19 protein-coding genes and 1 pseudogene are annotated in these 25,645 nt (G+C 51.8%); 8 read left to right on the top strand and 12 right to left on the bottom strand.

Going from position 1 to position 25,645, the window contains the following annotated elements; translation table 11 throughout:
* Positions 1–29: 29 nt before the first annotated feature.
* Positions 30–2,021, bottom strand: coding sequence for an O-linked N-acetylglucosamine transferase, SPINDLY family protein (locus tag ACFPVS_RS07080; protein WP_378595533.1), 1,992 nt, complete (start codon positions 2,019–2,021; stop codon positions 30–32).
* Positions 2,022–2,118: 97 nt separating this feature from the next.
* On the bottom strand, positions 2,119–3,792 hold the full coding sequence (ettA, locus tag ACFPVS_RS07075) for an energy-dependent translational throttle protein EttA (protein ID WP_096295801.1): 1,674 nt from the start codon (positions 3,790–3,792) through the stop codon (positions 2,119–2,121).
* 299 nt (positions 3,793–4,091) lie between these two features.
* Here ettA and betB point away from each other — a divergent pair, with 299 nt between their 5' ends.
* From betB to betT, 5 genes are all read left to right on the top strand, one after another.
* The gene (gene betB, locus ACFPVS_RS07070) at positions 4,092–5,555 is read left to right on the top strand and encodes a betaine-aldehyde dehydrogenase (RefSeq protein ID WP_096295802.1); all 1,464 of its coding nucleotides are present in this window, start codon (positions 4,092–4,094) and stop codon (positions 5,553–5,555) included.
* A gap of 43 nt (positions 5,556–5,598) precedes the next feature.
* Complete coding sequence (locus tag ACFPVS_RS07065; protein ID WP_096295803.1) at positions 5,599–5,952, top strand: DUF4298 domain-containing protein; 354 nt, start codon at positions 5,599–5,601, stop codon at positions 5,950–5,952.
* Positions 5,953–6,014: 62 nt separating this feature from the next.
* Positions 6,015–7,712: a choline dehydrogenase gene (gene betA / locus ACFPVS_RS07060; protein ID WP_096295804.1), complete on the top strand. Its 1,698-nt coding sequence runs from the start codon at positions 6,015–6,017 to the stop codon at positions 7,710–7,712.
* A 93-nt stretch (positions 7,713–7,805) separates the two neighbouring features.
* Positions 7,806–9,605: a BCCT family transporter gene (locus ACFPVS_RS07055; RefSeq protein ID WP_378595532.1), complete on the top strand. Its 1,800-nt coding sequence runs from the start codon at positions 7,806–7,808 to the stop codon at positions 9,603–9,605.
* A gap of 256 nt (positions 9,606–9,861) precedes the next feature.
* Complete coding sequence (gene betT / locus ACFPVS_RS07050; protein ID WP_378595531.1) at positions 9,862–11,868, top strand: choline BCCT transporter BetT; 2,007 nt, start codon at positions 9,862–9,864, stop codon at positions 11,866–11,868.
* 69 nt (positions 11,869–11,937) lie between these two features.
* On the opposite strand, the gene murI is transcribed toward betT, so the two are convergent.
* The gene (gene murI, locus ACFPVS_RS07045) at positions 11,938–12,747 is read right to left on the bottom strand and encodes a glutamate racemase (protein ID WP_378595530.1); all 810 of its coding nucleotides are present in this window, start codon (positions 12,745–12,747) and stop codon (positions 11,938–11,940) included.
* A gap of 256 nt (positions 12,748–13,003) precedes the next feature.
* On the opposite strand from murI, the gene tsaE reads away from it, so the two are divergent.
* Positions 13,004–13,474, top strand: coding sequence for a tRNA (adenosine(37)-N6)-threonylcarbamoyltransferase complex ATPase subunit type 1 TsaE (gene tsaE, locus ACFPVS_RS07040; protein WP_096295806.1), 471 nt, complete (start codon positions 13,004–13,006; stop codon positions 13,472–13,474).
* Positions 13,462–14,694, top strand: coding sequence for an N-acetylmuramoyl-L-alanine amidase (locus ACFPVS_RS07035; protein WP_378595529.1), 1,233 nt, complete (start codon positions 13,462–13,464; stop codon positions 14,692–14,694). Before tsaE ends, ACFPVS_RS07035 begins: the two co-directional genes overlap by 13 nt.
* A 146-nt stretch (positions 14,695–14,840) precedes the next feature.
* Here the strand turns inward: ACFPVS_RS07035 and ACFPVS_RS07030 are convergent, their stop codons facing one another.
* From ACFPVS_RS07030 to ACFPVS_RS07005, 6 genes and pseudogenes are all read right to left on the bottom strand, one after another.
* Entirely contained in the window at positions 14,841–15,341 is a 501-nt protein-coding gene (locus ACFPVS_RS07030) for a GNAT family N-acetyltransferase (protein WP_096295807.1), read from the bottom strand.
* A 12-nt stretch (positions 15,342–15,353) separates the two neighbouring features.
* Positions 15,354–15,890, bottom strand: coding sequence for an isochorismatase family protein (locus ACFPVS_RS07025; protein ID WP_096296181.1), 537 nt, complete (start codon positions 15,888–15,890; stop codon positions 15,354–15,356).
* A 97-nt stretch (positions 15,891–15,987) separates the two neighbouring features.
* Positions 15,988–18,030 (bottom strand): ATP-dependent DNA helicase RecG, encoded by a 2,043-nt coding sequence (gene recG / locus ACFPVS_RS07020; protein ID WP_378595528.1) that lies wholly within the window; start codon positions 18,028–18,030, stop codon positions 15,988–15,990.
* Between the two features lie 99 nt (positions 18,031–18,129).
* A complete protein-coding gene (secB, locus tag ACFPVS_RS07015; protein ID WP_096295808.1) occupies positions 18,130–18,564 on the bottom strand; it encodes a protein-export chaperone SecB in 435 nt (144 codons plus the stop codon).
* 23 nt (positions 18,565–18,587) lie between these two features.
* A pseudogene (gene grxC / locus ACFPVS_RS07010) lies at positions 18,588–18,835 on the bottom strand (glutaredoxin 3).
* Positions 18,836–18,899: 64 nt separating this feature from the next.
* The gene (locus ACFPVS_RS07005) at positions 18,900–19,025 is read right to left on the bottom strand and encodes a hypothetical protein (protein ID WP_255419120.1); all 126 of its coding nucleotides are present in this window, start codon (positions 19,023–19,025) and stop codon (positions 18,900–18,902) included.
* Between the two features lie 292 nt (positions 19,026–19,317).
* Here ACFPVS_RS07005 and rng point away from each other — a divergent pair, with 292 nt between their 5' ends.
* Positions 19,318–20,811 carry a ribonuclease G gene (gene rng / locus ACFPVS_RS07000; RefSeq protein ID WP_096296182.1) on the top strand — a complete coding sequence of 498 codons (1,494 nt, stop codon included), beginning with the start codon at positions 19,318–19,320 and terminating at the stop codon, positions 20,809–20,811.
* A 164-nt stretch (positions 20,812–20,975) separates the two neighbouring features.
* Here the strand turns inward: rng and ACFPVS_RS06995 are convergent, their stop codons facing one another.
* From ACFPVS_RS06995 to aroG, 3 genes are all read right to left on the bottom strand, one after another.
* On the bottom strand, positions 20,976–22,535 hold the full coding sequence (locus ACFPVS_RS06995) for a TerC family protein (protein WP_096295809.1): 1,560 nt from the start codon (positions 22,533–22,535) through the stop codon (positions 20,976–20,978).
* Between the two features lie 269 nt (positions 22,536–22,804).
* The gene (locus ACFPVS_RS06990) at positions 22,805–24,088 is read right to left on the bottom strand and encodes a tetratricopeptide repeat protein (RefSeq protein WP_378595527.1); all 1,284 of its coding nucleotides are present in this window, start codon (positions 24,086–24,088) and stop codon (positions 22,805–22,807) included.
* A gap of 101 nt (positions 24,089–24,189) precedes the next feature.
* The gene (gene aroG / locus ACFPVS_RS06985) at positions 24,190–25,233 is read right to left on the bottom strand and encodes a 3-deoxy-7-phosphoheptulonate synthase AroG (protein ID WP_096295810.1); all 1,044 of its coding nucleotides are present in this window, start codon (positions 25,231–25,233) and stop codon (positions 24,190–24,192) included.
* Positions 25,234–25,645 lie beyond the last annotated feature (412 nt).

The following is a 25,645-nucleotide window of genomic DNA, read 5'->3' as shown; positions in this document are numbered from 1 at the left end:
GAAAGTTTCAGACGGCCTCTTCTTATCTACTATCTATTTTCACACGCATCCTGCCATATTGTTTTTACCGTATCGCACCAATCGCGGGCAAAGGTTTCCGCCTCATACAGCGGACTTGCCAACACCTGCGCACGCAAGTTTTGGCGCAAGGTATCGAGTTCGGCCCAACGCGCCGAATCCGCCCAGTAAAACGCTTTCATCAAATACTCATCAAGGCGCGAACACACCCAATCCGGCAAACCCGCCGCCGACAAAAGCTGCTGCCCTTGGCGCGACAACATCCCTTCCAAAGCCAAGGTTAACGTCGGCACACCCATCCACAGTGCATCCACCGTGGTCGTGCCGCCCGGAAACGGAAAACTGTCCAACACCATATCCACTTCATGATGCGCGGCCAAATAATCTTCGTAGCCACTCATGCCGTGAAAATGCAATACGCCGTCTGAAAAACCCAAATCAAGTAATTTTTGCTTGAACGCAACTTGCTCATCACTGCCTTCGGTTAAGCGTGCCGTCTGAAAACGCCAATGCGCGCTTGGGTATTTTTTCGCCAACACCGCCCATGTTTTCAACACGTTATCATTCAGCTTGGTCAGATTTTGGAAGCAGCCAAACGTGATGTAGCCGTTGCTCAGGGCGGGCAATTCGTTCACCGCAATATCCAATTCGGGCACGCGCATATTCAAACGCGTGTGCGGCAGGCGGTACACTTTTTCGCGGTAGAGCTTTTCTTCGCCTTCCGGCACACAATACCCATCGGCAATCAGTGCCTGCATGGTCGGCAAGCCCGTGGTGGCGAAATAGCCCAACCAAGCGGCCTGCACCGGCGCGGCTTGCGCAGCAAACACGCCCATGCGGTGGCCGGCGGTGTGGCCGTTTAAATCAATCAAAATATCAATGCCGTCTGAAGCGATTTGTGCCATCACCTGCTCATCCGACCAATCGTCAATCTTGTGCCAAGCCTGAAAAGCCGGACGGATGGTTTCGCTCAAAGCGTCAAAAACCGGCGAATTGGCATAGGCCGTCCAATCAAACTGCTTGGCCGCTTCAGAACACAACAACCCCTGCGCAAACATGCCCACCGGATGATGGCGCAAATCCGACGACACCAGCCCGATGTGCAGCCTGTCTTTCGGCCGAATTTCATACACGCGCACATTGTCCGCCTGCGCCGCATACAAATCGCCCAAGCGGAAACCCTCCGCCGCACCCTGTTCGGCCTGCCCCAAAATATACAGGCGGTTCAAGGCCAAATCGCTTTGTGCCTCAATGCTGTCCGGCCGCAACGCCACCGCCCGCGCCAAAGCTTCGCACGCTTCTTCATATTTCTGCTGAAAATGGCGCATTTTCGCCAAACCGTACCAAGCATCGTAATTCTGCCCGTCCAGCGCCAAGGCTTTCAGGTAACTTGCCTCCGCCGGCGCATAACGTTTCAGACGGCGTCTCGCCCACGCATTGCTCAACCAAATATCCGCACGCTCCGGCTGCTGCGCCAACAAGGCCGTCTGAAACGTATCGGCCTCGGCAAAATTCTGCGCATTAAACGCCAACATCGCCGCATATTCCAAACCATTCGCATCATTCGGTTTCAACGCCAAAAGCGCCTTCGCCGCCTGCAAACCCTCCGCATTGCGTCCCGCATCATTGAGCGCCAACATCAAATTCCAATGCGCCTCGGCATGATCCGGCTTCAATTTCAAGGCCTTGCGCAAGTATTGCTCCGCCAAATCCCATTTTTTCAGACGGCGGCAGGCATTGCCCAAATTATTTAACACCGAATGGCTTTTCTTCGCTTCCGGAATCTTCTGCCACATCGCCACCGCTTCTTCTTCGCGGTTGGACTGCGCCAAAATCACCCCCGCCATATTCAACACGGCATCCTGCTGCGGATAAAACTTCAACAACCCCCGAGCCTTCTCCAAGGCCGCCTGAAAATCCTGCCGCTGATACGCCGCCAAAACTTCATTAAACCCCGCCTTCAAATCCGGCTTGGCTGATTGTTTGATTGATTTGTTTTTCATGTCGCCCCGTTGTGATGAATATGCCGAAGCATTATTTTAAAGGAAAAGGCCGCCTGAAAACTATTTTTTCAGACGGCCTTTTTATTACTCATTCAAATCAACGCGTTACCGGTTTATACTTAATCCGTTTCGGTTTCGCGCCTTCTTCGCCCAAGCGGCGTTTTTTGTCGGCTTCATACTCTTGGTAGTTGCCGTCGAAGAACACCCATTTACTGTCACCTTCGGCGGCGAGAATGTGGGTGGCGATGCGGTCGAGGAACCAGCGGTCGTGCGAAATCACCATTACGCTGCCGGCAAATTCGAGCAAAGCGTCTTCGAGGGCGCGCAGGGTTTCGATATCGAGGTCGTTTGACGGTTCGTCCAGCAGCAAGACGTTGCCGCCGCTCAACAGGGTTTTGGCCAAGTGCAGGCGGCCGCGTTCGCCGCCGGAGAGGTTGCCGGCGATTTTGCTTTGGTCGCTGCCTTTGAAATTGAAGCGGCCAAGGTAGGCGCGCGCAGGGATTTCAAATTGGCCCACTTGCAGAATATCGCGCCCTTCGGCGATGTTGTCGAACACGGTTTTGTCGTTTTGCAAACCGTCGCGGCTTTGGTCGATCAGGCTCATTTTCACGGTTTGGCCGATTTTCACTTCGCCACTGTCGGGTTGCTCTTTGCCGGCAATCATTTTAAACAAAGTGGATTTACCCGCGCCGTTGGGGCCGATAATGCCGACAATCGCGCCTGCCGGCACTTTGAAGCTCAAATCATCAATCAGCACTTTGTCGCCGAAGGATTTGGAAACGTTCAAGAATTCAATTACTTCGTTGCCCAAACGCTCGGCCACGGGGATAAAGATTTCCTGCGTTTCGTTGCGTTTTTGATATTCGTAATTGCTCATTTCTTCAAAGCGCGCCAGACGTGCTTTGGATTTGGCTTGACGGCCCTTGGCATTTTGGCGCACCCATTCCAATTCCTGCTTCATGGCTTTGATGCGGGCGGCTTCGGTTTTCGCTTCATTGGCCAAACGCTGCTCTTTCTGCTCCAGCCACGAAGAGTAATTACCTTTCCACGGAATACCGTGGCCGCGGTCAAGCTCCAAAATCCATTCGGCAGCGTTGTCAAGGAAATAGCGGTCGTGCGTTACGGCGACCACGGTGCCGGGGAAGCGCACCAAAAACTGCTCCAACCATTCCACCGATTCCGCGTCCAAGTGGTTGGTCGGCTCGTCTAATAACAACATATCGGGCTTAGACAACAACAGTTTGCATAATGCCACGCGGCGTTTTTCACCGCCCGATAACACGCCGATTTTGGTATCCCAATCAGGCAGACGCAACGCATCGGCAGCAATTTCCAATTCATGCTCTGCACCGCCACCGCTAGACGAACCTGCCGCAATAATGGCTTCCAAACGACCTTGTTCTTCCGCCAAGGCATCAAAATCAGCATCGGGGTCGGCATAGGCGGCATACACTTCTTCCAAACGTTTCTGCGCTGCCACTACTTCGCCCAAACCGCTTTCCACTTCTTCGCGTACGGTTTTTTCAGGGTCTAACTCAGGCTCTTGCGGCAGATAGCCGATTTTGATGCCGCTCATCGGCACGGCTTCGCCTTCGAATTCTTTGTCCACACCCGCCATAATCCGCAACACGGTGGATTTGCCCGCGCCGTTCAAACCCAACAAGCCGATTTTGGCGCCGGGGAAAAACGACAAGGAAATATCTTTGATAATGGTTTTCTGCGGCGGCACCACTTTGCTCACGCGCAGCATGGAATAAACGTATTGGCTCATAAATGTTCTCGCTTAATGGTTACTTTTTTCAGACGGCCTTGATGTAAAGACAGGCCGTCTGAAACAGAAATTTCAGACTTCCTGATTCTAACCGAAAATCGGCTTTTCGTAAGGTTTTAAACGCAATCAGGCCGTCTGAAAAGCTGTTTAGTTTAAAATGACTCTTTGATTTTTATGAATACTTTTCAAGCAAAGCCCTGCTTTCGGGCGGATTTTGAATAATGTTGAAATTATGTTATGGTAAAAGTAGTTGAGAATTTTTACCAAAATCAAAACTGATTACCGTGAAGGAGTTGACCATGCAAATGCTTACCGCTTACATCAACGGCGCCCACGCCGCACCGAATCCGAATGCCGACACCTTCGACAACATCAATCCGGCCAACGGTGAAATCCTTGCCCGCGTGCAGGAGAGCGATGATGCTGAAATCGAACGCGCGGTTCAGACGGCCATCGGAGGCCAGAAAGTTTGGGCGGCAATGACGGCGGTGGAGCGCAGCCGCATTCTGCTCAAAGCGGTGGAGATTTTGCGTGCACGCAATGACGAGCTTGCACGTATCGAAACGCTGGACACCGGCAAGCCTTTGTCGGAAACGCTGTATGTCGATGTGGTAACAGGCGCCGATGTGATTGAATATTATGCCGGTTTGGCGCAGGCCATTGAAGGCCGCCAGATTCCGTTGCGCGAGAATGCGTTTGCCTACACGCGCCAAGAGCCTTTGGGTGTGGTCGGCGGTATCGGCGCGTGGAATTACCCGATTCAAATTGCGATGTGGAAAGCCGCCCCTGCTTTGGCAGCGGGGAATGCGATGGTGTTCAAACCGAGCGAAACCACGCCCACCGGCGCCATCAGGCTGGCGGAAATTTTCACCGAAGCGGGTTTGCCCGACGGTGTGTTTAACGTGGTGCAAGGCGGCGGACGTGTCGGCGCTGCCTTAAGCAGCCATCCGAACATTGCCAAAATTTCCTTTACCGGCGGCGTGCCGACCGGCAAAAAAGTGATGGCGCAAGCCGCCGAAAGCAGCCTGAAAGACGTAACCATGGAACTGGGCGGCAAATCGCCGCTGGTTATCTGCGACGATGCGGATTTGAATACCGCCGCCGACATTGCCATGATGGCGAATTTCTACAGTTCCGGCCAAGTCTGCACCAACGGCACGCGCGTGTTTGTGCCGAAAACCTTGAAAGCCGAGTTTGAACAAAAAATCATCGAGCGCGTGAATCGAATCCGTATCGGCGACCCGCTCGACGAAGCGACCAATTTCGGCCCTTTGGCCAGCTTTCCGCACATGGAAAAAGTATTGGGCTACATCGAACGCGGCAAACAGGAAGGCGCCACGCTGCTCACCGGCGGCGGTCGTCTGAAAAATGAAGGTTTAGCTAATGGTGCTTATGTTGCGCCGACCGTGTTCACCGATTGCTCCGACGACATGGCCATCTGCCGCGATGAAATTTTCGGCCCGGTGATGAGCATTTTGGTTTATGAAACCGAAGACGAAGCCGTCGAGCGCGCCAACCATACCGATTACGGCTTGGCCGCGGGCGTGGTGTCCAACGACATCAAACGTGCCCACCGCTTGATTGGCCGCCTGCAAGCCGGTATCTGCTGGATAAACGCATGGGGCGAATCACCGGCACAAATGCCGGCGGGCGGCTGCAAACAATCGGGCATCGGCCGCGAGAACGGCGTTCAAACCTTGATGCACTACACCCAAACCAAATCTGTCTTGGTGGATTTGGGCGGGTTTCAATCAGTGTTTTAAGGCCGTCTGAAAACCATTTTCATTCTTTAAAAAGGAAAACCACATGAGCCAACCAACCCAACAACGTCTTGACGAAATTCAAGCCCTCTACCGCGAATGGACGCAGCTTCTGCCCCGGCTTGAAGCTGCGCGCAAAGACTGGCGGCGCGGCGACGCGATTATGCGCGAGCTGTCGGCGTTTTATTTCGGCGGGGAATACCGCGATTGTCTGGAAGCCGAAGAACAGGGCTGGCAGCCCGATCTGACTACGCAGGGCGAATACAGCGTGTTGAGCGAAGACGCGCTGTGGGATGCCTACGGCGACCAGCAAACGCTGGCGTGGCAATGGATGCGCGACTGCATCGAAACACTGGATCGCGACCGGAACCACAGCGGTCAAAACAATCAAAGCGAGTAACGCGTTTCAGACGGCCTCAAGCGTATTTTCCGTCAAGCCGATAGCAAGAAAGGAATATAAAAATGATTCATCCCAACCCGACTTTAAAATCCGCTTACGACTACATCATCATAGGTGCAGGCAGCGCCGGCGCGGTGTTGGCGGCGCGTTTGACCGAAGACGAAAACGTTTCCGTTTTGCTTTTGGAAGCCGGCCTGCCCGATTTCCGCTTGGATTTCCGCACCCAAATGCCCGCCGCATTGGCCATGCCGCTGCAAGGCACCACCTACAACTGGGGCTACAAAACTGATCCCGAACCCTGCATGAACAACCGCGTGATGGACTGCGGCCGCGGCAAAGGCTTGGGCGGCTCATCACTGATTAACGGCATGTGCTACATCCGTGGCAACGCGCTCGATTTCGACCATTGGGCGAAAAAAGACGGCTTGGCCGACTGGTCCTATCTCGACTGCCTGCCCTATTTCAAAAAATCGGAACACCGCGATGCCGGTGAAAACGATTACCACGGCGGCAACGGCCCGATCCACGTGACCACTGCCAAAAAAGATGCCAATCCCTTATTTGAAGCCATGATTCAGGCAGGCGCAGACGCAGGCTATCCGCGTACCGACGATTTAAACGGCTACCAGCAAGAAGGCTTCGGCCCGATGGACAGGTTTGTCAATCCCGAAGGCCGCCGTTCGTCCACCTCACGCGGTTATCTCGACATGGCCAAACACCGCGAACGCTTAACCATTCTCACCGGCGCATTAACCGATGTAGTGCTGTTTGACGGCAAACGCGCGCGCGGTGTGCGTTTCGAGCATCAAGGCCGTCTGAAAACCGTGGAAGCGCGGCAAGAAGTGATTGTGTCGGCCGGTGCGATTGCCTCACCTCAAATCCTGCAACGCAGCGGCATCGGTCCCGGCGCATGGCTGGCTGAAGCAGGCGTGAGTGAAATCTTGGATTTGCCCGGCGTGGGCAACAACCTGCAAGACCATCTCGAACTCTACATGCAATACGAATGCACCCAGCCCGTCTCCATCGCTCCGGCAACCCATTGGTGGAACAAACCCGCCATCGGCGCGGAATGGCTGTTCAACGGCACCGGTTTGGGCGCGACCAACCACTTTGAAGGCGGCGGCTTTATCCGCAGCCACGAAAAATTCGAGTGGCCGAACATCCAATATCACTTTCTGCCGATTGCCGTGCGCTACGACGGCCGCAACGCCAGCAAATCGCACAGCTTTCAAGCCCACGTCGGCTCAATGCGCTCGCTCAGCCGCGGCCGCATCAAGCTCAAATCGCGTAATCCGGCCGAGCATCCGAGCATTCTGTTCAACTACATGAACCACGAACAAGACTGGGAAGAATTCCGCGCCGCCATCCGCATCACACGCGAAATCATGAATCAGCCCGCGCTCGACCCTTACCGCGGCGCAGCTATCACCCCGGGGGCGGACGTGCAGACCGATGCCCAAATCGACGAATATGTGCGCAACCACGCCGAAACTGCCTACCACCCTTCCTGCACCTGCGCCATGGGCGAAGGCAACGATGCCGTGGTCGATTCGCAAGGCCGCGTTCACGGCGTAGAAGGTTTGCGCGTAGTCGATGCATCGATTATGCCCGACATCATTACCGGCAACCTCAACGCCACCACCATCATGATCGGCGAGAAAATCGCCGATGCCATGCGCGGCCGCAAGCTGCCGAAATCGGACGCAGCCTATTATGTGGCCGACGGCGCGCCTGTGCGCGGCGAAGCCAAACGCGGCTAACGGTTTTTCAGACGGCCTTTTTTTATCTATCAGGCCGTCTGAAAACACATGCTCATTTATCGTATCGTGACATAACAATAAGAAAGTCATCCCATGAATAAAGATTCCCGCCCCGAAATCAAATACAAACCGGTCAAAATGACGCATTCGCGCCATTTGGGTATGTTCAATACCGATCAATATTTCCGCCAAAAAACTTCGGCCACACCCGATACCCGCATTGATAAATTTACCTTTTTCGGCACGCTGCTGATTCTGTTTGCCGTGACCCTGCCTTTGGTTTTGTTCCCCGAGCAAGGTGCGGCATGGGTCGCCGCGACCAAACAATTTGTCACCAACAAACTCAGCGGTGCTTATTTGGCTTTTGGCGTATTGTCGATTTTGTTTGTGGTGTATATCTGTTCATCCGACATCGGCAACATCAAATTGGGCAAACCCGAAGACGACATCGAGTTCAAAACCGGCTCATGGGCGGCGATGATGTTTTGCGGCGGTATCGGCGCGAGCATTATGTATTGGGGCATTTTGGAATGGGTTTACTACTACCAAGGCCCGCCTTTCGGCATTGAGCCCAAATCGCCGGAAGCCGTGCGCTGGGCGGCCACTTACGGCATGTTCCACTGGGGGCCGGTGGCTTGGGCGATTTATTTGGTGCCCGCCGTGTCGATTGCCTATTTCGCCCATGTGCGCCATTCGCCGATTTTGAAAGTCAGCCAAAGCCTGATGCCGCTTTTCGGCGAGAAATTTGCCAAGAGCAACTGGGGCAAGCTGGTGGATATTTTCTTTGTGTTCGGCATGATTGGCGGCGGCGCGACTTCGCTCGGTCTGGCCTCGCCGATGATTACCGAAGGCCTGCACGAACTGTTCGCCACGCCGAAAGACATCACCATGCAATTGGTGGTGTTGCTGGTGACTACTTTGATTTTTGCCTACAGCGCCTATCAGGGTTTGCGCGGCGGTATCCAGTTTTTATCCAACATCAATTTCTATATGGCGGTCGCGTTTTTGCTGTTTGTATTGGTCACGGGGCCGACGGTGTTTATGCTCAATACCGGCTTGGAAAGCATCGGCCGCTCGCTCACCAATATGATTAAGATGATGACGTGGACGGAAGCATTCGGCGAATTTTCCGGCCACGGCTTCCAAAAAACAGGCTTTCCGCAGGATTGGACGGTGTTCTATTGGGCATGGTGGCTGGTGTTTGCCCCAACCATCGGTTTGTTTATCGCCAAAATTTCCAAAGGCCGCACCATCCGTCAAATGGCGGCCGGCTCGATTTTCTTCGGCTCGCTCGGCTGTTCGGTTTTTTTCATCATCTTGGGCAACTACGGCATGTATCTGCAATTGAGCGGCGCGCTTGATGTGGTGGCCGTGTTGAACGAGCAAGGCGCCACCGCCGCCATTTTTGCCGTATTGAACACTTTGCCGATGGCCAAATTGGTGATTGCGGTGTTTACCGTATTGGCGGTTATCTTCACCGCCACCACCTTCGACAGCATTTCCTACATTCTCTCCTCGGTGGTGCAGCATGAAGTCAACGACGAACCGCACCGCTGGAACCGCTTGTTCTGGGCATTTACTTTATGCTTCATGCCGGCGGTGTTGATGTTTATCGGCGACTTGTCCACCCTTCAGACGGCCTCGATTTTTGCCGGTGCGCCTTTGCTGGTCATCATGAGTTTAATCATGTTGGCCACCATCAAAGCGGCTAAATACGATTTGCACTACCAACCGGATTATTCGCTCAGCACCATTCACATCGAAACCGTGCCGGATAACGCGCCGTGGGAAGAGGGCGATACTTCGCAGGCGCCGGAAGGCTCGGTATTGGCGCAGCAGGCGATTTATGAAGAAATGCGCCAGCAAAACAGTGAAAGCAATAAGCAGCCTTAACTGGTTTTCAGACGGCCTGATATCTTTATCTTAGGCCGAACCTGTGCAAAACCTCATCAACCACCAATAAGCGGTGTTGATTGTGTTGGCTACCGCAGCCGGTTTGATATTCCCCGAAGCAAGCCGATGTAATCTGCCAATATCGACCAGGCGAAGAGTTTCCCGATTGAGTTTCTTATTCAGGCCGTCGGAAACCTGAATGCTTTCCAGACGGTCTTATCCCGATAATAATCAATCATCAATAAGGAGAAAGCCTATGCAGAATCCCGCGTTTTCCGGCGGTGCCAAGCTGGCGGTGAATAAAACCGTATTTCTGGCATCGTCTGTGATTACGGTGGCGCTGATTTTGTTCACCATTTTGTTCCCTTCCGTTAGTGAAACCGTGCTCGGCGGCGCGCTCAAGTGGGTATCCGACCATTTCGGCTGGTATTACATGCTGGTGGTGGCGGCTTACGGCATGTTTTCGCTGTTTGTCGGCGTATCGCGCTACGGCGACATCAAACTCGGGCAAGACCAAGACAAACCCGCTTTTCCGTTTTTGGCATGGGCGGCAATGTTGTTTTCTGCCGGTATCGGTATTGATTTGCTGTTTTTCGGCGTATCCGAACCGCTCACCCACTACCTTGCGCCCAATATCGGCGAGGGCGGCACACCTGAAGCGGCGCGTGCGGCCTTGGCGCAAACCTTTTTGCACTGGGGCTTGCACGGTTGGGGCATTTACGCGCTGATCGGCATGGCCTTGGCCTATTTCGCCTACCGTAAAAACATGCCGCTGGCCTTGCGCAGCGCCTTACTGCCGATTTTCGGACAAAAACGCGTGAACGGCTGGCTCGGCAACACGGTCGATATTTTCGGCGTGGTGTGCACCCTGCTCGGCATTGCCACCAGCTTGGGTATCGGCGTGTTGCAGGCCAATGCCGGTTTGAACCATGTATTCGGCATCGACACCAGCAAAACGGTTCAGACGGCCATCATCTTGATCGTGGTCGCGGCAGCGGCTTTATCGGCCATGTCGGGCGTGGACAAAGGCGTGCGCCGTCTTTCCGAAATCAACATGCTGGGCGCGACAGGCTTGTTGATTGCGCTGTTGGTGATGGGGCCGACGGTGTTTTTATTTAACGGTTTGGTCGACAATATCGGCAGCTATTTCCAAACCATCATGGACCAAACCTTCCGCGTGTATGCTTACGAAGGCGAATCTGGTGCGGAATGGAAATCGGCTTGGACGATTTTCTTCTGGGCATGGTGGGTGGCATGGGCGCCTTTTGTCGGCCTGTTTATCGCGCGCATTTCACGCGGCCGCACGCTGCGCGAATTTGTGTTCGGCGTGATGTTTATCCCGTTGGGCTTTATCTTTGCGTGGTTTTCTATTTTCGGCAACAGCGCCATCGATTTGGTCAACAGCGGCCAAGCCGCCGATTTGGCCAAAACCGCAGTCGAAAATCCGGCGATGGGCATGTTTTTGCTGTTTGAACATTATCCGCTGGCGGGCTTGTGGTCGACCCTGGGCGTGATTATCGGTTTGATTTTCTTTGTCACTTCTGCCGACTCGGGCGCATTAGTGTTGGCGAATTTGAGTTCGCGCGATTTGGCGTCAACCGCCGATGCGCCGGTGTGGCTGCGCTTATTCTGGGCTGCCGGCACGGGCTTGGTAACGCTGGGCTTACTGTTTGCCGGTGGCTTTGCGTCGCTGCAATCGGTATCGGTGGTGGCCGGCTTGCCCTTCTCGCTGATTTTGGTGCTGTACATGATTTCGATGTGGATAAGCCTGCGTCAAGAAGGCATGAAGCGCAAAGCCGGTCAAGTCGACCGCGCCTTGGTGCTCGACAACGGCTTGAATTGGCGTAACCGCTTAAGCCGTTTGGCCAGCTTCCCTGATTTTCAGACGGCCAAACATTTCATGACCCACACGCTGGAACAAGCCATGGCGGAAGTGGCGGTTGAATTGGAAAAACAGCGCCTTGAAGTCGAGCTCACCACCGAAAACGGCGGTTTGGTACATCAAATCGCCGTGCGCTATCCCGAGCAACGCGACTTTATCTATCGGGTGGAACTGATTGAAGCGGAAAAACCGATTTTCGCGCTCGGCCAAGCAGGCAATCTGGCCTCCAGCCAAGAGCATGAAAAATACTACCGCGCCGAAGTCTTTTTAATTGAAGGCAGTCAGGATTACGATATTCTCGGCTACACCAAAGAGCAGGCGATTATCGATATTTTGAATCAATATGAGCGTCATATTCAGTTTCTGTATATGGATCGCTAAGCGGTAAAGCATCAAGGCCGTTTGAAAAACTATTTCCAAACGGCCTGAAACCATTATCATCTTCTTAGGTTAGCCTAACGTTACCATTTCAATCTGCTCCATGCTTCGACCCAAGAAACGCTCGCCGATGGTTCGGAAACGCAGCGGAATGTCGCTGACATAAAAGCGGTAATCCGGTGCAGGATTGTCGGTATTGAGCAATCCGGCTTCGGTTAAGGCTTTGGCGGTGGCTTCGGCAGTAGTGATGGCCGAATCGACCAGAGTCACGTTTGGTGCTTCCTGACTGATGAGCGGCTTGAGCAGCGGAAAGTGGGTGCATCCCAACACCAGCGTATCGATGTCGTCCACCAGCAGGGGTTTCAAATATTCGCGCACGGTCAGACGGGTGACTTCATGCTCAAGCCACCCTTCTTCCACCAGCGGCACCAGCAAAGGCGAAGCCTGGGTGCGCACCAAGGTATCGGCATTTTGCGCGTGAATGGCGCGGGCATAGGCATTGCTGTTGACGGTGGTATTGGTGGCGATGATGCCGATTTTATTGTTGCGCGTAGTCGCCAGCGCGGCTTCGGCACCGGCGGAAATCACGTCCAATACGGGCATGTTCCCGGCTTTTTGGCGGATTTTCATGCCGGCGGTCGCCGCAATGGTGTTGCAGGCAATGACCAAGGCTTTGACATCGTGTTCCAATAAAAAATCAACGATTTGCAGAGAAAAGGTTTCGATAGTGGCGCGTGATTTGGTGCCGTAGGGCACGCGGGCGGTATCACCGAAATAGACGATGTTTTCCATCGGCAGCCGCTCCATCAATGCGCGGACATTGGTCAGGCCGCCGACGCCGGAATCAAATACTCCGATGGGGCGTTGTTTTCTGATACTCATGATTGGTTGGGTTTAAAAGTCGATATGGCGGTTATTGTACACGCTTTCAGACGGCATTTTAATAGCCGTTTCGGCTGATATTTTATCCGTAAATCCAGGCCGTCTGAAAGCAGCCCACCTGTATTTTTGAATCAACCCTGCCTCTCTACTTGGCTTTTACGCCAACTTTATCTAAATTTATCATTTGTAAGGTTTGCAAATCGGCGAGTTTCCAGCATAATTTATACTTTATATCACAATAACAAGGCCGAATTTTATGACTGATGGTGCGAGCGTGAGCCGTTTTCTCGCCGACGAAGAAGCGACTTTGGCGTTGGGCGCAAGCTGGGCTAAATCGCTGAGTGCACCGTTGGTGGTTTATCTGCAAGGTGGCTTGGGCGCCGGCAAAACTACGTTTACACGCGGTTTGTTGCGCGGCTTGGGGCATCAGGGCGCGGTAAAAAGCCCGACTTATGCCATTGTCGAATCCTACCCGCTCGCCGGTTTCACGCTGCATCATTTCGATCTCTACCGCTTCAGCACACCCGAAGAATGGGAAGATGCCGGCTTAGACGATTTATTCGACGGCCAAAATGTTTGCCTGATCGAATGGCCGCAGCAAGGCGGCGAATTTACACCCGCCGCAGACATCACCCTTTCATTAAATCACGCAGAACACGGCAGAACAGTAGTGTTCACCGCCCACACCGCTCACGGCCGAAAAAGTTTGGAAACATGGTTAAACTGACACGACGACAAATGGTCCGCCAAGCGGCGGGTTTGTTTTTTACACTGACACCGATTTCCGCCGCACTTGGTAAAACCGCCAAGCCCGTTCAATTTGTGGCCGCCCGTATCTGGCCGGCACTCTCCTACACGCGTGTGACGATTGAAGCATCGGCGGTATTGCGGTTTCAGCATTTCTTGCTCGACAACCCCAACCGGCTGGTCGTGGATATTCAAAATGCCAGCATCAATACCGTTTTACAGGGTATTTCTAAAAAAGTGTTGGCCGACGATCCTTTTATCCGCAGCATCCGAGTCGGCCAAAACACGCCGAACACCGTGCGCATCGTGATTGATTTGAAGCAAAGCGTGCATCCGCAAGTCTTTGTGCTGGCGCCGGTGGGTGGGTTCAAACACCGCTTAGTAATCGACCTTTATCCGTACGGTGTGGATGTCAACGACCCGATGATGGCCTTGCTCAACGGTAGTCCGACTTCCGGTGCGCCGCATCTGTCCCGCACCACCAGCAATCCGCCGCCTTCGAGCAGCAGAGGCCGCCGTCCGGTTGTGGTAATCGATCCCGGCCACGGCGGTGAAGACTCCGGCGCGGTCAGTAGGGGCGGTTTGCAAGAGAAAAACGTTGTGTTGTCTATCTCGCGCGAAGTCAAAAAACGGCTGGAAGCCATGGGCTACACTGTGTACATGACGCGCGACGAAGACGTGTTTATCCCTCTCGGCGTGCGCGTGGCCAAAGCGCGTGCGCGTAGAGCCGATTTATTCGTCTCGATACACGCCGACTCGTTTACCAGCCCGACCGCCCGCGGTACCGGCGTGTATATTCTCAACCCACGCGGTGCCAGCAGCGCTGCGGCTAAATTCTTGGCGCAAACGCAAAATAACGCCGATGCCATCGGTGGTGTGCGCACCAGCGGCAACCGCCATGTAGATAATGCCCTACTGGATATGGCGCAAACCGCCACCATGCGCGACAGCCGCAAGATCGGCCAATCGGTGTTGACTGAATTGGGTAAGATCAACCAACTGCACAAAGGCCGCGTGGACGAAGCCAACTTCGCCGTCTTGCGCGCGCCGGATATTCCGTCTATTCTGGTGGAAACGGCCTTCCTGTCCAATCCGACTGAAGAAAAACTGCTGGCCGATTCATCTTTCCGCATCCGCTGTGCCCAAGCGATTGCCACAGGCGTGCAAAAATATGTCGATTCGGCGATTTTACGCCGCTAAAATCAAAAGGCCGTCTGAAATTCAGACGGCCTTTTGATTTATAGTTGTTTAAAATAGAAATAAGGCAAGGCGACGACCGCCGTATATACCCGGTACACAAGGGAGCCGGTAACGCTGTATTGTTTTTATTTTCAACTACTATACAATCAATCCAAAATTTTCTTACCTAAAATCACAATATCCGCCAACTGCGTTTCCAAATCACACACCTGCGGCAAACGCCCCCATTCTTCAAAACCAAACGAACGGAACAAACGGATACTGGCGTGATTGTGGCCGAAAATCACCGCCAACACATTGCGGATGCCCAACGACGGCGCACGCTCCAGCATGTAGCGCAGCAATACTTTACCCACGCCGACACCGCGCGCTTCCTGCCGTACATATATGCTGATTTCCGCGCTGATGTGGTAGGCTTGGCGCGGATAATAATCGCTGAAGCTGCCCCACGCCACAATCTCATTGCGCACATCACGCAACACCAGCAACGGCCTTTTGCCGCCATGCGCATCAAACCACGCCTGGCGCCCGGCTACCGTCACCGGCTGCAAATCCGCCGTCGATTGGCGCGGCTCAATCGTGCTGTTGTAAATAGCGACAATGGAAGGCAAATCGCCCTGCACCGCTTCGGCAACCACATATTGCATTTCAGACGGCCTTTACTGAATCAGTTTCGATACGGTTTTAAACGCCGGATGCTTCGCATCGCCCAATAATTGGAACAACACGCTTTCGCTGTTGCTCACCACCGCACCGGCATCACGCATTTGCTGCAACGCATTGTCTTTATTGGCCGGATTGCGCGAAGTGGTGCAATCAAACGGCACATACACCGCCAAACCCTTCGCGCGCAAATCCAACACCGTTTGCAACATACACACATGCGCTTCGGCACCGAGCAAAATCACGTTTTCAACCTTCTGCTCATTCAACACGGCTTCCACTTCGGCAATCACCGCCGAAAAACGCGTTTTCTCAAACACCGCCGCCCCATCGCCCAACAAAAGCTGCACCGCCGGCACGGTTTTACCCAAGCCTTTCGGATACTGCTCCGTCGCCACCAACGGCACGTCCAAAGCCTGCAAGCCCTGAATCACTACGCGGCTGCGCTCAACCATCGACTCCGCATCGTGCAACGCAGGCAGCAAACGCTCCTGAATATCGACCACGATGCATAATGTATTTTCCGGTTTCATGATTTTTTCTCCTTTTTCAGACGGCATAAATAATGTGATTGGATTGTACCGTAAACACAGGCCGTCTGAAAAATATTGCGTTTCAGACGGCCTTAAATCACACCCCCAAGTACCCTTCCCGACTGCTCAACCACCGATCCAAGTGCGCCTGCACAGTATCCGGTCGTTCGGCAATCAGTTTCGGCGCAATTTCGCGGGCTTGTTCGAGCAGGTGCAAATCTTCTTCCAAATTGGCAAACCGCAGCATCGGTACGCCGCTTTGACGTGCGCCTAAGAATTCGCCGGGGCCGCGGATATTTAAGTCTTGGCGGGCGATTTCAAAGCCGTCGGTGTGTTCGTAAATCACTTTCAGGCGCGCTTTGGCCAGTTCGCTTAATGGCTCGGTAAACAGCAGCACGCAGGCGCTGGCGGCGGCGCCACGCCCCACACGGCCGCGCAGCTGGTGCAATTGCGCCAAGCCCATGCGTTCGGCGTGTTCAATCACCATCAGGCTGGCATTGGGTACATCGACACCGACTTCAATCACGGTCGTCGCCACCAACACATTCAGACGGCCTGCGATAAATTCGGCCATCACTCCGGCTTTCTCGGCAGGTTTCATGCGGCCGTGTACCAAGCCGATGTTGAGCTCGGGTAAGGCCGTCTGAAGCTCGGCAAGGGTATCGGCGGCGGTTTGCAGTTGCAGCGTTTCGCTCTCTTCAATCAGCGGACACACCCAATAAGCCTGCTGCCCTTTTTGGCAAGTGCCCAACACCAGCCCTTCGACTTCGGCGCGGCGCACGCTGTTGACCAGCCGCGTTTTAATCGGCGTGCGGTTGGGCGGCAATTCGTCGATGACCGATACGTCCAAATCGGCGAAAAAACTCATTGCCAATGTGCGCGGAATCGGCGTGGCCGACATCATCAGCTGATGCACGTCGTTGCCTTTGTTCTTTAAGGCCAAACGTTGCGCCACGCCGAAGCGGTGTTGCTCATCGACAATCACAAAGCCGAGATTGTGGAAGGCGACATCGTCTTGAAACAGCGCATGTGTGCCGACGGCAATTTGGGCAAGGCCGTCTGAAATGGCGGTTTTGTTGCTGTCTTTTTCTTTTTTGCGCTGGCTGCCGGAAAGCCAAGCCACGGTCAAACCCAGCGGCTCAAACCATTGTTTGAACTTGATAAAGTGTTGTTCGGCCAAAATTTCGGTCGGCGCCATCACGGCTACTTGCGCACCGGCTTCAATGGCGGTGAGCGCGGACAATGCGGCAACAATGGTTTTACCGCTGCCGACATCGCCTTGCAGCAGGCGGTGCATGGGAAAAGTTTCAGTCAAGTCTTGCTTGATTTCACCCACCACGCGCTGCTGCGCTTGAGTCAAAGTAAACGGCAACGAATCGAGCAGCTTTTGTACCAAGCTGCCGTCACCGTTTAACGGAGCCGCCGCGCCGCTGATGCGTTTTTGCCGCGCCAACCGCATGGACAATTGTTGCGCCAACAGTTCGTCAAATTTCAGCCGCTGCCATGCGGGCAAAGTGCCGTCTGAAAGCTGATGGATGGTGAAGCTTGGCAGCGGCGAGTGCAGCAGACGCAGGCTTTCGGCTAAGTGCGGCAGTTTCAGACGGCACAACAAATCATTGGGCAAGGTGTCGTGCAGCGGGATGCTGTCTAAGGCCGTCTGAACAATGCGGCGCAGGGTCGGCTGGTTTAAACCGTTCACAGTCGGATAAATCGGGGTAAGGCTTTCGGCCAAACCGGTACTGTCGGCATCGCGGATTTTCGGGTGAATCATTTCATCGCCGTAAAAACCGCGCTTGATTTCGCCCACCGCGCGAATGCGTTTGCCCACTGCCATCTGCTTTTGGTGGCTGGCGTAAAAATGGATGAAGCGTAAATGCAACACGCTGCCGGAACCATCGGCAATCTGCACCACCAATTGCTTGCGCGGCTTGAAAGCGACTTCCTGATGCACCACTTCTCCTTCTACCTGACACGGCACGCCTACCGGCGCATCGGCAATTGGCATGATGTGGGTTTCATCTTCATAGCGCAAAGGTAAATGCAGCGCCAAATCCCACGCGCTATTCAAATGGAGCTTGTCGAGTTTTTTGGCGGTGGTATCGGTGACTTTAAGCTGTTTTTGAGTTTCGGGGGTCATCATGGTGACTATATTCAAAGCAATCGTGGTTTGCCGTATTTTAACGGAAAAAAAGCCGTCTGAAATTCAGACGGCCTTTTGATAAAACATCAAGGCTGCAAATTAAACATTGCCTTCTTGCTGTTGTTGGTACATCGCTTCAAAGTTGATTGGTGCCAACAATACCGGTGGGAAGCCGGCGCGGGTCACGGTTGAAGAAATCGCTTCGCGTGCGTATGGGAACAAGATGTTCGGACAAGCCACGCCCAACAGCAATTGGGTGTCTTCTTCCGGAATGTTTTCCAAACGGAAAATGCCGCTTTGGGTCACTTCGTTCAGGAACATGGTGCGCTCTGCGTTCAGTTTGGCGGTAACGGTCACGGTGACATCAACGGTGTAAATGCCTTCTTCCAACTTTTGGCTGGCGGTTGACACGCGCATATCGACTTCAGGATCGCCTTGTTCCAAGAAGATTTGTGGTGCGTTAGGCACTTCCAAAGACAAATCTTTTACATACAAACGCTCAATACTGAATACAGGTTGCAATTCTTCTGCCATTTTGTTTTCCTATCTGTTTAGGGTTATGGGTTGAGTAATTCAATTAATTCGCCTTGCCGTTGCAAGCGGTATAAATCGGTAAAACCGCCGACATGTGTGTCGCCTATAAAAATTTGCGGAATGCTGCACTGACCGCTCAATTGTTGCATTTCGGCAAAATCGGCCGGATTTTTATCCACTCCACGCGGATTTCTTTGATTTCGGTCACGCCCACGGCGGCCAAAAGCTTTTTTGCCATGGTGCAATACGGGCAAAACGCGCCGGTGTACATGGTGACGGTTGCATAATGCGCTTTCTTGAATGCTTTTGAACACTATATGGGCATAAGGCGTATTTTACAAGTGGGCGTGTAAATCGATGGTAAATTCAGATAAGCGGTCGTGCAGAAAGTTGGCGATGTTTGCTGCTACACTTTCAGACGGCCCGAGGCCTTTGCAAAACTGCCTGAAAAGCCACTGCACAAAAAATCGACGTCATTAGCTTCGCAAATCCGCTGCGCTTCCCCCCGCGCAGCGGATTTGCGAAGCTAATGGCGGCTGTTTGGTTTTTTTATTGGTGGTTCATGGGGTTTTGCAAAAGTCTTGGGGTTTGCAAAGGTCTCGGCCTATCGGGCAGTTTTAAAGCCATCATAGTCATGGCAGGCAAACGGCTTTTGAAGTATCATTACCAAGGCAAGGCAAAGCTACTTTTGCAATCTGTTTGCCCTCAGCGGGCAGATTGCAAAAGTATTTTTTATATTGCTGGAAATTCAAAATGTTAGCAGGTATTCCGATTCCTAAGGACACCATTCGTCCGCCCGAAACCGTCTTGGTCAACATCACGCCGCAGGAAACGCGCGTGGCGGTTTTGGAAGAAAACAACATTTGCGAGCTGCACATCGAGCGCAACACCGGCCACAGCTTGGTCGGCAACATCTACTTGGGCGTGGTGCGCCGTGTCTTGCCGGGTATGCAAAGCGCTTTTATCGACATCGGTTTGGAACGCGCAGCCTTTCTGCACATTGTCGATGTATTGGAGCAGCGGCGCAATCCCGATGAAACGCAGCGCATTGAGCATATGCTGTTTGAAGGGCAAACCATTTTGGTGCAGGTCATCAAAGACCCGATCAACACCAAAGGGGCGCGCCTTTCGACGCAGATTTCGCTGGCCGGCCGTTTTTTGGTGCATCTGCCGCAGGAAGAACACATCGGCATCTCGCAACGCATTGAAGACGATGCCGAGCGCACCATCCTGCGCGAACGTTTGCTGAATTTGCTGCCTGAAAGCGCGTGCCACGGCTACATTATCCGCACCAACGCCGAAAATGCCACCGACGAGCAATTGCAGGCCGATATCCATTATCTGACCAAGGTGTGGGAACATATTCAGCATCAATCGAAAACTCAGCCGCCCGAAACCCTGCTTTACCAAGATTTGTCGCTCAACTTGCGTGTGTTGCGCGATATGTTCAGCCTGGATACGCAAAAAATTCTGGTCGATTCCACCGAAAATTTCCGCCGCATGAATGAGTTCGCACAATTGTATGTGCAAGGTGCGGTGGATAAATTGGAATTGTTCAAAGGCGACCGTCCGCTGTTTGAAACCCACAACATCGAGCAGGAAATCAACCGCTCGCTACAACCGCGCGTAAACCTGAATTTCGGCAGCTATCTGATTATCGAATCGACCGAAGCGATGACCACCATCGACGTGAATACCGGCGGCTTTGTCGGCGCGCGCAATTTCGATGAAACCATCTTCCGTACCAATCTCGAAGCCTGTCACACCATTGCCCGTGAGCTTCGCCTGCGCAATTTGGGCGGCATCATCATCATCGATTTCATCGACATGGCCAAAGCAGAACACCGCGAAGCCGTGTTACAGGAATTGGCCAAAGCCTTGAGTTTCGACCGCACCCGCGTCACCCTCAACGGTTTTACCAGCTTAGGCTTGGTCGAACTCACACGCAAACGCTCGCGTGAAAACCTGAATCAAATTTTGTGCGAACCTTGCCCTTCCTGCCAAGGCCGAGGCCGTCTGAAAACACCACAAACCGTGTGCTACGAAATCCAGCGGGAAATCGTGCGTGAGGCGCGCCGCTTTGATGCCAAGGAATTCCGCATTCTCGCTGCGCCAAATGTGATTGATTTGTTTCTCGACGAGGAATCGCAATCACTGGCTATGCTGATTGATTTTATCGGCAAACCGATCTCTCTGGCTGTGGAAACAGCTTATACGCAAGAGCAGTATGATATTGTTTTAATCTAAAGCTTTAGCCTATAAAAGGCCGATACCTTTGCAAACCCCAGATTCGAATACAGTTCGAAGTGAGAGCAGCGCATAACGAAGAAATGTGCCAAAGATGGAGGATTTTGCAAAAGTCTCAGGCCGTCTGAACCTTCATGATTCAGACGGCCTCTCTAAATAAGCGATTACTCCTCTTCCGGCAATCGGGTAATTTTCACGCGATCAATGCGCTGACCTTCTTTTTCAATCACTTCAAAACGCCAACCATGAAAATCGGCAAAATCCCCGACATTAGGCAGGTTTTCCAGTTCTTCCATAATCAAACCGGCGACGGTGTGGTAGTCCGCATCTTCACCTTGCGGCGGCAAGCCCAGTTGCGGCGCCAAATCAACATACTCCAATGCGCCATCTACGGTCAGACTTTCGTCGGCATTGGCCTGCATCATCGGCTCTTCTTCGCGCTCAAATTCTTCAGGGAATTCACCGGCAATGGTTTCCAGCATATCTTTCATCGTCACCATCCCCAACACCGCACCGAACTCATCGACTACTAAAGCGTAATCAGCGCTGCTTTGGCGGAACAATTCAATCGCATTAAGAGCAGTGGTGGTTTCCGGCAAAATCAGCGGCTGACGCAAGGCTGTCTGAATATTCAGTTCGCCGCCTTGTAATAATTGGGTCAGCAAATCTTTTTTATTAATATAGCCCAAAGGCTCATCCACGCCGGCTTTGCCTACCACCAGCAAACGGCTGTATGGTGTGTTTTGCAGTTGTTCGCACTGCTCTTCTTTGCTTTGCGAAATATCCAAGCGCTCGATTTCACGGCGTGGAATCATTACCCCTTGAATCGGACGTTCGGCCAGCGTCAACACACTGCGAATCATGGATTTTTCGTTTTCTTCGAAATGGCTGCTGTCTTCTGCTTCATCGCCATTTTTCGCCAGAATCGTTTCGCGGATGCCCATCATACCCAGTACGTTTTCGGCAGTGCGCTTGCGCCATGAGCTGCTGATGTAGTCGTTTTTGCGGCTGTTTTTCTGCGAAACTTGGTTAAACACCTCAATCAGAATCGAAAAGCCGATGGCGGCATACAGATAGCCTTTAGGAATGTGGAAATGGAAGGCTTCGGCAATCAGGCTGAAACCGATCATCAGCAGGAAGCCTAAGCAGAGCATCACCACTGTCGGGTGTTTATCAACAAATTCAGTCAGCGGTTTGCTGGCGATAATCATCACGGTCATCGCCACAACTACAGCCGCCATCGCCACCACAATGTGATCCACCATGGCCACGGCGGTAATCACCGAATCGATGGAAAACACTGCATCCAGTACCAAAATTTGCGTCACGACCGCACCGAAAGCAGCGTGTCTCTTTTGTGTTTCCGCAATGGCAAAATGATTGTGGCCTTCCAAACGCTCATGTAATTCGGTGGTTGCTTTGTAAAGCAAAAACAAGCCACCGGCGAGCATAATCATGTCTTTACCCGACACCGGCCAGCCGGCAACGTGAAACAGCGGTTCGGTCAGGGTAATGATGTGCGCCATAAAAGCCAGCATGATGACGCGCATCACCACAGCCAAACCTAAGCCGGTTATACGCGCTTTATCGCGCAATGCGGGTTTGACTTTATTGGCCAAAATCGCCACGAACACTAGGTTATCAATACCCAAAACTACTTCGAGTACTAAAAGCGTTGCAAAGCCTATCCATGTATGCGGGTCGGCTAACCAACTGAAATCCATGATTTTTCTATTCCTTTAAATGTGAGAAAGCAGCCCGATGCATATGACTCATCCGGCTGCTTCAAATACGGCACATACATGAAGGACGTAATATCGAACTATCCTGCTCTGCGTCTTTCATGGAATGTGTATGCCTCTATCAAAATAATGATTTGGATAGTTTATCAGTTTGAAACCATCGTGGCAAAGTTTTACTGAAAATATTTCTTAAGCCGTCTGAATGGTTGGTATTTTCCAAACGGCTTTTGGACACTGGTTTACATATAAACCTATGCTTTCGCATCGACCGGCACAACAATCATGCGCGACAAACCTTGTGCAAAGCCTTTGCTATAGCGGCGTGGCACATAGCCACTAATTTTACCGTTTTGCACGGTAGTTTCATAAGCACAAACCAAACGCTCTTGCGACAGGGTTTGTATGCTGCCGTCAGCTTGCAGCTTAGGTGAGACTTTGCTGTATAGCTTCCATATTACGGCGCTACCGTCGGACAAGGGGTACGATGCTTCAAAATACGAACTACCTTCGTCGCAGCCGATATGGTTGTTTCTAAAATCCTGCATTTCTGTATCACTGAATGTTTGCGCACCATGAAAACCAAAAATACGGTCATGCCCATGCACACTTTGGCGAACATACGCCCAAATATGGTCACGCAGGAAGAATTGATCGGCAAAATGGCGCGATTCCAACGGCTTCTGCAAATAGTTTTGGATTTTCCCCGCCATATCAGGAACGGCCTGTCCTACTGCGCCCCACAATCCTGCCAAAATTAATTCAGTATGCGTACCCGCATCTCGAATGGTGTGGAACAGCTTACCGCTCTTCACCCATTCTGCAACGGCTTGTGCTTCACGCTGCGAAATCACCGAATCGGCATCGCGGAAAATCACGTAAGAGACTTCCGGATCATCAATGGCAAGAAAGCGCCATAAAGTACCCGGCCATTGGGCTTGCTCCCTACTCACTTCAATAATCTCGGCACCGTTTTGCATCATGCGTTGGCGTACGGATTCAGGTACGCTGTTATCAACGTAAAACCGACACACCCAACCCGGATAGATTTCGGCAGCCAATTCGGTATTCAACACCGCCGGTTCAATATAAGCTGAGCTATTGCCAAACAATGAAAACGAAATAACTCTTTTGCCATCAGCTCTCGGCGTTATCATCGGCAGTTCAGGCACAGTTTGCGTGGCGATTTTCTGATCACGCAATTGCAGTGCCTTTAAGCCATAAATAGCTGCGTTGTCCCAGTCTTCCAAACCACCGTAAGCATGAGACAAGGCATCATAGGAATTGATGTGTTCCGCATTACGTTGAATGGCTTTTTTCGCATACGCAATCGCATCTTGAAACAAACCACCTTTAACAGCGGCCGTGGCAGCATCGCTCAAGGGGGTAACGGAAGCAGGAATCAGCTTGTGTGCACGCATGGCTTCCGCCGCTGCTTGGGCATAATTTCCAGCAGCCATGTTTTTCTTAAATGCGCTAGAAATGATGTCGAGCTGTTTCTGGACTTTTTGTAGTTGGGGAGTGAGTTTCTTTTTCATATTCATAATCTTTTTCATATTCATAATGTGCAAATGTTTCAGACGGCCTCTGCATATTGCTCAGGCCGTCTGAAATATTCCATATGGGTTCAGATAATTAATTATACCCGAGAGCGGTTGGCTTCTGCCAATAATGCCAATAATTCTTCGGTACTGTCCCAACCGATGCAGGCATCGGTAATGCTTTGACCGTAGTTCTCCGGCTTATCCTGACGACCTTCCATCAAGTGGCTCTCTACCATCACACCCATAATGTTGTTTTCACCATCACGCAATTGCTGGGCAACATCTTGTGCCACTTCCATTTGACGTTTGTAGTCTTTACGGCTGTTCGCATGGCTGAAATCAATCATCACCTTTGGCGTTTGACCGGCTTGGATTAACTGTTCGGCAGCTGCTTTAACGTGTTCGTTGCTATAATTCGGTTCTTTACCGCCACGTAAAATCACATGGCAATCCGGATTACCGGCAGTATGCACGATAGCGGAATGACCGGTTTTCGTTACAGACAAGAAATGATGAGGATGACTCGCTGCACCGATGGCATCAATGGCGATTTTTAAATTACCATCTGTACCGTTTTTAAAACCAACCGGACAAGACAAGCCACTCGACAATTCGCGATGAACCTGGCTTTCTGTGGTACGTGCACCAATTGCACCCCATGAAATCAAGTCGGCATAGTATTGCGGCGTAATCATGTCGAGAAATTCGGTCGACGCCGGCATGCCCATATTGTTCAAGGTTAACAATAAGCTGCGCGCTTGACGCAAGCCATAGTTAATATCGAAAGTACCGTTTAAATAAGGATCGTTAATCAAACCCTTCCAACCGACTGTAGTGCGCGGTTTCTCAAAGTACACACGCATCACAATCAATAATTCTTTTTCATATTTTTTACGCAGCGGTAACAAACGCTCAGCGTACTCCAAGGCTGCTTTGGTATCATGAATCGAGCAAGGGCCGATAATCACCAATAACCGGTTGTCTTTACTATGCACTAAATCGGTAATTTCTTGACGGGTTTGATGAACCAATTCAGCAGCTTGTTCGCTAATCGGCAATTCATATAAGTGGACAATTGGCGGCAATAATTCGGCTACTGCTTTAATTCGGACATCATCTGTTTGGCGTGGTTGATTCATTAGGTTAAACTTTCTATTCTATTATTCACTAACTGCCGTATAGATTACCTTCTTTACATGAATTAAACAAGTAGTAAAATAAATATATTGAAATTTTATATCAAAAGACTAATTTTTTAATCCATTTGGTTATATAATTTTTTAATTTTTATTATTATTTGAAATTTTATTCTATATTAGTTTTCAAAATCCTCAAGCAGCAATACTGATCAGCATACTTCACCTATTTGCAATCTTTAAAAAAAAAGATCATTAAGATAGTTTTCATCCGATAAAAATAACCCTGAGATATTAGAAGTAACCGCGTGTTTACACAATATAGCAAATAAACATATTCTCCGATACAATTCCCCCATGGCCTATTCAGAAGACTTCAAACAACCCGTACTCAAAAAACTCCGTCAAGGATGGA

The sequence above is a fragment of the Neisseria weixii genome (genome assembly GCF_042658245.1).
GTDB lineage: Bacteria > Pseudomonadota > Gammaproteobacteria > Burkholderiales > Neisseriaceae > Neisseria > Neisseria weixii.
Note: the sequence above shows the minus strand (reverse complement) of the source record. Positions and strands in the feature narration are given on the sequence as shown.